6 protein-coding genes are annotated in these 7,012 nt (G+C 69.8%); 4 read left to right on the top strand and 2 right to left on the bottom strand.

Features of this window, described 5'->3' with window-relative positions:
• Nucleotides 1-306 precede the first annotated feature (306 nt).
• Nucleotides 307-1,455, bottom strand: coding sequence for a glycosyltransferase family 4 protein (locus tag QZ271_RS13450; protein ID WP_291432320.1), 1,149 nt, complete (start codon nt 1,453-1,455; stop codon nt 307-309).
• A gap of 57 nt (nt 1,456-1,512) precedes the next feature.
• Here QZ271_RS13450 and hisA point away from each other — a divergent pair, with 57 nt between their 5' ends.
• The gene (gene hisA, locus QZ271_RS13455; protein WP_291432322.1) at nt 1,513-2,226 is read left to right on the top strand and encodes a 1-(5-phosphoribosyl)-5-[(5-phosphoribosylamino)methylideneamino]imidazole-4-carboxamide isomerase; all 714 of its coding nucleotides are present in this window, start codon (nt 1,513-1,515) and stop codon (nt 2,224-2,226) included.
• An 88-nt stretch (nt 2,227-2,314) separates the two neighbouring features.
• Here hisA and QZ271_RS13460 read toward each other — a convergent pair whose 3' ends face one another.
• Complete coding sequence (locus QZ271_RS13460) at nt 2,315-3,484, bottom strand: YihY/virulence factor BrkB family protein (protein ID WP_291432325.1); 1,170 nt, start codon at nt 3,482-3,484, stop codon at nt 2,315-2,317.
• Nucleotides 3,485-3,608: 124 nt separating this feature from the next.
• Between QZ271_RS13460 and QZ271_RS13465 the strand changes: the two genes are divergently transcribed.
• The 3 genes from QZ271_RS13465 to dnaX form a co-directional block, all read left to right on the top strand.
• Nucleotides 3,609-3,983: a thioesterase family protein gene (locus QZ271_RS13465; protein ID WP_291432327.1), complete on the top strand. Its 375-nt coding sequence runs from the start codon at nt 3,609-3,611 to the stop codon at nt 3,981-3,983.
• A gap of 158 nt (nt 3,984-4,141) precedes the next feature.
• Nucleotides 4,142-5,875: an NAD-dependent malic enzyme gene (locus tag QZ271_RS13470; protein WP_291432328.1), complete on the top strand. Its 1,734-nt coding sequence runs from the start codon at nt 4,142-4,144 to the stop codon at nt 5,873-5,875.
• A 212-nt stretch (nt 5,876-6,087) separates the two neighbouring features.
• A partial coding sequence (dnaX, locus tag QZ271_RS13475; RefSeq protein ID WP_291432330.1) for a DNA polymerase III subunit gamma/tau occupies nt 6,088-7,012 on the top strand: 925 nt, incomplete at its 3' end.

The following is a 7,012-nucleotide window of genomic DNA, read 5'->3' on the forward strand; positions in this document are numbered from 1 at the left end:
TCTTTACGCGTCAACCTCATTGCGGCGGTGTGTAATCGCACCGTTGTCAACGTGGCGTGACTTTCGCAGGAGGTCTAATGATACGGACTCCGATTGAAGGGGCTGCAAAGCCCGTTCAATCCGAGCGAAGCGAGTGGGAGCGGGGCGGGTTCCGGACGTGGAGCTGGCAATCCGGTGAAGTTCCGGGTTGTCGGCGAAACAAACGGAATCCGTATGGAGTACTGGAACCGTTCAATCCGCGTGGACTCATGGAAAGCCGCAGCGCGGGCAGGAGCAGGGCGGATGGCGGGGGGGCCACGCGGCGGCTCAGCGGGGGGTGCGTTCCTGACGCGCACGTTCGTAGACGGCGGCCAGCGCGGCGGCCCGCACCGGCAGGTCGTAGCGGGCGGCACTGAGGCGCGCCCCCTCCTGCAACGCCGGTAGGCGGTCCGGGCGCAGGGTGTCCAGCAGGCCGTCGGCCAGGGCTTCGGGCGTGGCGGCGCGGACCGTGCCGTTCACACCTTCCTCGATCAGGTCCAGCGCGGCGGGACTCTGCGCGGCGACCAGGGGCGCGCCCGCCGCGAGCGCCTCGATCATGCTCATGGGGAGCACCTCACTGGTACTGGCCGTGATGAACGCGTCGGCAGCCGCCAGGGCCTCGGGCACGCGGGCGTACGGGACGGGGCCGGTGAAGGTCACGCCCTCGGGGGCCTGCGCCTGCAGGGGCGCGCGGCTGGGGCCGTCGCCAACCACCAGCAGGCGCAGGTCCGGGCGGTTGGCCCGCGCCTGCGTGAAGGCGCGCAGGGCCACTTCCAGGTTCTTCTCGGGGGCGAGGCGGCCCAGGTACATCACGAGCGGCGTCTGGGGGGCCACACCGAACTCGGCGCGGAAGGCCGCGCCACTCGCCGCGCGGAACGACGCGAGATCCACCGGGTTCGCCAGCAGGTCCACGCGGCCCTGAAAGCCGTACTCGCGCAGCATGTCCACCATCGCCCGGCCCGGCGCGAGCACCGCGTCCACCCGGCGCGCGAAGGCGCTCACGTGCGGGCGCAGCACGGCCCGGCCCACCCGCCCCGGCATGGGCGCGTAGTGCAGGTACTGGTCGTACTGCGTGTGCGCCGTGTACACCACGGGCGCGCCCGACAGCCGCGACCAGCGCAGCGCCAGCTGTCCGGCCACGAACGGGTGCATGGTGTGCAGTACGTCCAGGTCCCGCAGCGGCAGGCGCGAGGTCAGCAGCGGCCCGGGCGCCAGCATCACGGGGTAATCGGCCGGAGCGCCCAGCGCCCGCGCGCCCGCGAACGACGAGTTCAGGCGGTACACGCCGTCCTCGCGGGGCGGCGTCTGCGGGTGACGGGGTGCAAAGATCCGCACCTCGTGCCCGAGGTCCCGCAGGCCCCGCGCGAACAGGGCGGTGCTGGTCGCCACCCCGTTGCGGGACGGCAGGTAGGTAGCAGTGACAATCCCGACGCGCACCGTGGCAGTGTAGCCTCCCGCAGCCTCCGGCGTGACCCGGCCCGTATCCTGTGGCGCATGAGTGTGCCGCTGATCATTCCCTGCGTGGACATCCAGTCCGGCCGCGCCGTTCGCCTGTTCGAGGGCGACCCGGACCGCGAGACCGTGTACTTCGACTCGCCGCTTAAAGCCGCGCGCCACTGGGTGAACCTGGGCGCGTCCCTGGTGCATCTGGTGGACCTGGACGCCGCCACCGGACGCGGCGAGAACCGCGCCGTGATCGCGCAGATCACCGCCGGGCTGGGCGTGCCGGTCGAGGTGGGCGGCGGCGTCCGCAGCCGCGAGGCCGCCGGGGACCTGCTGCGCCTGGGTGTGCAGCGGGTCGTGGTCGGCACGGCCGCCGTGAAGGACCCCGGACTGGTGACTGACCTGATCGCCCAGCACGGCCCGCAGCGGGTGGTCGTGAGCCTGGACGCGCGCGGCCTGGAAGTCGCCACGCACGGCTGGGCGCAGGGAAGCGGTGTGATGGTCGGTGACCTGACCACGGGCCTGGCCGACGCGGGCCTGGACACCCTGATCTTCACGGACGTGACCCGCGACGGCACCCTGCGCGGCCTGGACCGCGACCTGATGCGGCAGGTGCGCGGCCTGTGGCCCCGCACCCTGATCGTGGGTGGCGGCGTGGCCAACACGGACGACGTGCGCCTGCTCCAGGAAGAGGCTATCGAGGGGGCCATCGTGGGCCGCGCCATCTACGAGGGCACGCTGCCGTACCCCGTCACGCTGGCCTGAAGGCGGCGGCTGACACGGCTCTCTGGCCCAGCGACCTGCGCCAGCCACCCGTGCCAACCATCTGCACCAGCTATCTGGGCTGGGCCAGCTACTTGCGGTGGCGGCCGCCCGTGATGCCCAGCACCCGCAGCACGATCACGGCGGGCACGGCCAGGACGGCTGTCAGGGCGTTCCACACGGCGGCGCGCACGGTGGGCAGCACGCGGCCTTCCTCACGGCGCGGCGCGCGGCGCAGGACGCGCGGGACCGGCACACCCAGCACCCGGCCGCGACTGTCCCGCACGGGCCCGTCGGCCTGCTGTTTCGCGGCGCGTTCCTGCTCGCTCTCGATCGGGTCAATCCCGGCGCCCTGAGCGGCCAGGGCCTGCTTCTTGGCGGTGTTCGCCGCGCCACCCGCGTGCGTGCCGAAGCGCTGCGAGTACACCCACGTGACCTCCGCCCCGAAGAAGAAGATCATCGCCGAGTAGTAGATCCACAGCAGCAGCACGATCAGCGTGGCTGCCGCTCCGAACGCGCTGCCCGGCGCGGCCCGGCCCAGGTACAGGGCGATGCCCAGTTGCCCCAGCGTGAACAGCGCGGACGTGAAAAAGCCCCCCACCCACACTTCATGCCACTCCAGTTTCACGTTGGGCAGCACCTTGTAGATCCCGGCGAACACCGGCGCCAGGAACAGTACGGACAGCAGCGCCGTTCCGGCCCGCACGAAGAACGCCCCGGCGCCGATGGTATCGCCCAGCTGCTGCGCGATGACCGACAGGTACGTGTTCACGCCCAGGAACGCGATCAGCAGCACCCCGATGGCCAGGATCATCAGGAACGATTTCACGCGGGTCCACAGGACGTTCAGGAACCCGTTCGGGGGGCCCGGATCCGCGCCCCACATGGAGTTCAGGGCGTCCTGAAGCTGAACGAACAGCCCGGTGGCCCCCATGAACAGCGTCACGAACGCGACGATGCTGGCAAGCACACTGCCTTTTTTCAGGGCGTCGGTGTCGATCAGGCCGCGCAGGACGTCCGCCGCTTTCGCGCCCAGGTTCTGCGCCACGATCCCGCCCGGACCGAACAGTTGGTCCACGACGGTGCCGTTGCTCAGGAATTGCCCGGCGACCAGTACGGCCAGCAGCAGCAGCGGCGCCAGGCTGAACATGGCGTAGTACGCGATGGCCGCTGCCAGGCGGGGTGCTTTGTCCTGTCCGAACGCCATGAAGGCGTCGCGCAGCAGCGTGAAGATATCGGCCGGTTTGAGGGTCACGCGCATGACGGGCAGTGTACGTGCTGGCCCAGGAGTGTGCGTGGGGGCGGCTTAGACGGACTCCGGTTGATCCGGTGCAGTTCCGAATCAATCCGAGCGGAGGTGAGGAGGAGAGAAGCGGGGTCCGGACGTGCCGTTGGCCCCCCCCGGCGCAGTACTGGGCCGACTGCACCCGGTGTACGCCACGTACTGGATGGCGCGGCACTTCGAGGAGGCGGGCCGCAAGATCATCCTGCCGTTCCTGGAAGAGGGCGAGGGCGGTATCGGCACACAGGTGGACGTGACGCACACGGCCAGCGCCCTGCCCGGCATGCGCGTGACCGTCACGGCCACCTTCGAGCGGCAGGAGGGTCGGCGCGTGACCGCCCGCATGGTCGCCGTGAACGAACTCGGTGATCAGATCGGGCACGGCGCGACCACGCAGATGGTGCTGCCCCAGGCGCGCATCGACGAGAATTTCGACACGCTCCGGGGGCGCTGGGCGGAGCAGAGCGGGACGCCGTGACCGCGCGCCCGCTCCGGCACGCTGCCCCGTTCTGTCCGTGCGCTGAACAGAGCTGCGTGCCTGCCTGAACAGGGCTGCGCGCCTGTCTGGGCGGCTGCGGCTTGTGTGCGCGGCGTGTCTGAACCGGGTACAACGGCGGGCGGCTATGCTGGAGCGTCATGCCGAAAAATCTTTCTGTCTCCCGCTATTACGACGTGAAACGCGATTCTCAGGGGCAGCGCTTCATCAACGTGCACGTGTCGGGACTGGCACTGCTGCAAAATCCGCTGCTGAACAAGACCACAGCCTTCACGCCCGAGGAACGCCGGGAACTGGGCCTCGAGGGCCTCGTGCCGCCGCACACCAGCACCTTCGAGGAGCAGAAGGAACGCACGTACCTGCGTTACCTCAAGTGCAGCTCCGACCTGGAAAAGCACGAGTACCTGCGCGCCCTGCAAGACCGCAACGAGGTGCTGTTCTACGCGATCCTCGAAGATCACCTCGAGGAGATGCTGCCCATCATCTACACGCCCACGGTGGGCGAGGCGGTCCGTCACTACTCCAGCAACTACCGCTACCCGCGCGGGTTCACGGTCAGCACGGGCGACATTGACCGCGTGGACGACATGCTGGAGAACGTCACCGTGAACGACGTGCGCATGATCGTCGCCACCGATAGCAGCGCCATCCTGGGCATCGGGGATCAGGGCTTCGGGGGCATGGCCATCAGCATCGGGAAACTGTCGCTGTACACGGCGGCCGGGGGTGTCGGGCCGGACAAGACCCTGCCGGTCGAACTGGACGTCGGCACCAACCGCCAGGACCTGATCGACGATCCGCTGTACCTGGGCGTGCACCACCGCCGCCTGACCGGCGAGGCGTACGACGAGTTCCTGGATACCTTCGTGGAGGCCGTCACGACCCGCTACCCCAAGGCGATCATCCAGTGGGAGGATTTCAGTCGGGGCACGGCCTTCCGGGTGCTGGAACGTTACCGGCGTGTGGTACCCAGCTTCAACGACGACATTCAGGGCACGGGCGCCATGGCGCTGGCCGGGCTGATCAGCGCCACGCGCACCAAGGGCGAACGCCTGAGCGAGCAGGTGTTCGTGGTGGTGGGCGCCGGGGCCGCCGGGATCGGCGTGGCCATGGCCATCCGCCAAGGCCTGCAGGCCGACGGGCTGAGCCCCGAGGACGCGAACGCCCGCGTGTTCGTCGTGGACCGCCACGGCCTGCTGATGCACGGCCAGCCGGACCTGGAAGACCAGCAACTGAGTTTCGCGCGCCGCCCGGAAGACCTGAGCGGCTGGGTGTTCGGCGGCGAGTACCCCAGCATGCACGACGTGATCGTGAACGCCCGCGCCACCGCGCTGCTGGGCTTCACGGGCGTGCCCGGCCTGTTCCGGCAGGAGAGCGTGCAGGCCATGCTGGACTTCACGCCCCGGCCCATCGTGTTCCCGCTCAGTAACCCCAGCAGCCTCGTCGAGGCGCGGCCCGCCGACCTGATCCACTGGACGCACGGCCGCGCGATCATCGCGTCCGGCAGTCCCTTTCCCGACGTGGAGTACGAGGGCAAACGCTACCCGGTCGGGCAGGGCAACAACGCCTTCATCTTCCCGGGGCTGGGGTTCGGGGCGGTCGCCAGCCGCGCCCGCGAGATCACGGACAACATGGTCATGGAAGCCGCCCGCACCCTCGCCGAGTTCACGCAGGCGTACGGCGAGCGCGTGTACCCGCCCATCAGCGACCTGCGCGAACTGAGCGTCCAGGTGGCCGTGAACGTCGCCCTGCAGAGCATCCGGGACGGCGTGTGCGCCGAGCGCCGCATCCGCAGCATGAGCCGCGACGAACTGGAAGCCGTGATCCGCGACCGCGCGTGGCAACCGCGTTACCTGCCGCTGCGGCAGGGTTGATGGTTGACAGGTGATGGTTGATGGAAAGGGCTGTCTCCCCATCAACCTTCGACCATCGACCATCAACTCTTCCCCCCGTCACTGCGCCGCTTCCTGCCTGGGCTCTAGAATGCTGAGGTGAAGCGGCGTGTGTGCAGTGGGGTCGGGTTGAGCGGCGACAGGCCGCGCGGTTCAGCGTTCGGGCCTCTCCTGCGCGCCGCCGAGGGGCGCCCGTGAGCGCCATCTACCAGCGCGCCCGCCCGGTCCGCTGGGAGGACGTGGTCGGGCAGGAGCACGTCAAGGACGTCCTGAAAGCCGCGCTCGAACAGGGCCGGGTGGGGCACGCGTACCTGTTCAGCGGTCCGCGCGGGGTCGGTAAGACCACCACGGCCCGCCTGATCGCCATGACCGCCAACTGCACGGGGCCGCTGCCCAAACCCTGCGGTGAGTGCGAATCCTGCCTGAGCGTGCGCGCCGGATCGCACCCGGACGTCATGGAGATCGACGCGGCCAGCAACAACTCCGTGGACGACGTGCGCGACCTGCGCGAGAAGGTCAGTCTGGCCGCCATGCACGGCGGCAAGAAGATCTACATTCTCGACGAGGCGCACATGATGAGCCGCGCGGCCTTCAACGCCCTCCTGAAAACGCTGGAAGAGCCGCCCAGCCACGTGATCTTCATCCTGGCGACCACCGAACCCGAGAAGATCATCCCGACCATCCTCTCGCGCTGCCAGCATTACCGCTTCCGGCGCCTGACGCCCGAGGAGATCGCCGGGAAGCTCGGTGGACTGGTGCAGCGCGAGGGCGCGCGCGCCGATGGTGACGCCCTGCAATTGATCGGCCGACTCGCCGACGGGGCCATGCGCGACGGCGAGAGCCTGCTGGAGCGGATGCTGGCCGCCGGGACCGCCATCACCCGCGCGGGCGTGGAGGACGCGCTGGGCCTCCCGCCGGGCGAACGGGTGCGCGGCATAGCCGCCGCGCTGGTCGGCGGGGACGCCGCCACCGCCATCAGCGGCGCGGCCGCCCTGTACCGCGACGGGTTCGCGGCCCGCACGGTCGTCGAGGGCCTCGTCGCGGCGCTCGGCGCGGCCCTGCACGCCGAACTGGGCCTGAAAGACACCAGTCCGGAAGCCCGCCTGGACGGCGCGGACG

The sequence above is a fragment of the Deinococcus sp. genome (assembly GCF_018260555.1).
In the GTDB taxonomy this organism is placed as follows: Bacteria; Deinococcota; Deinococci; order Deinococcales; family Deinococcaceae; genus Deinococcus.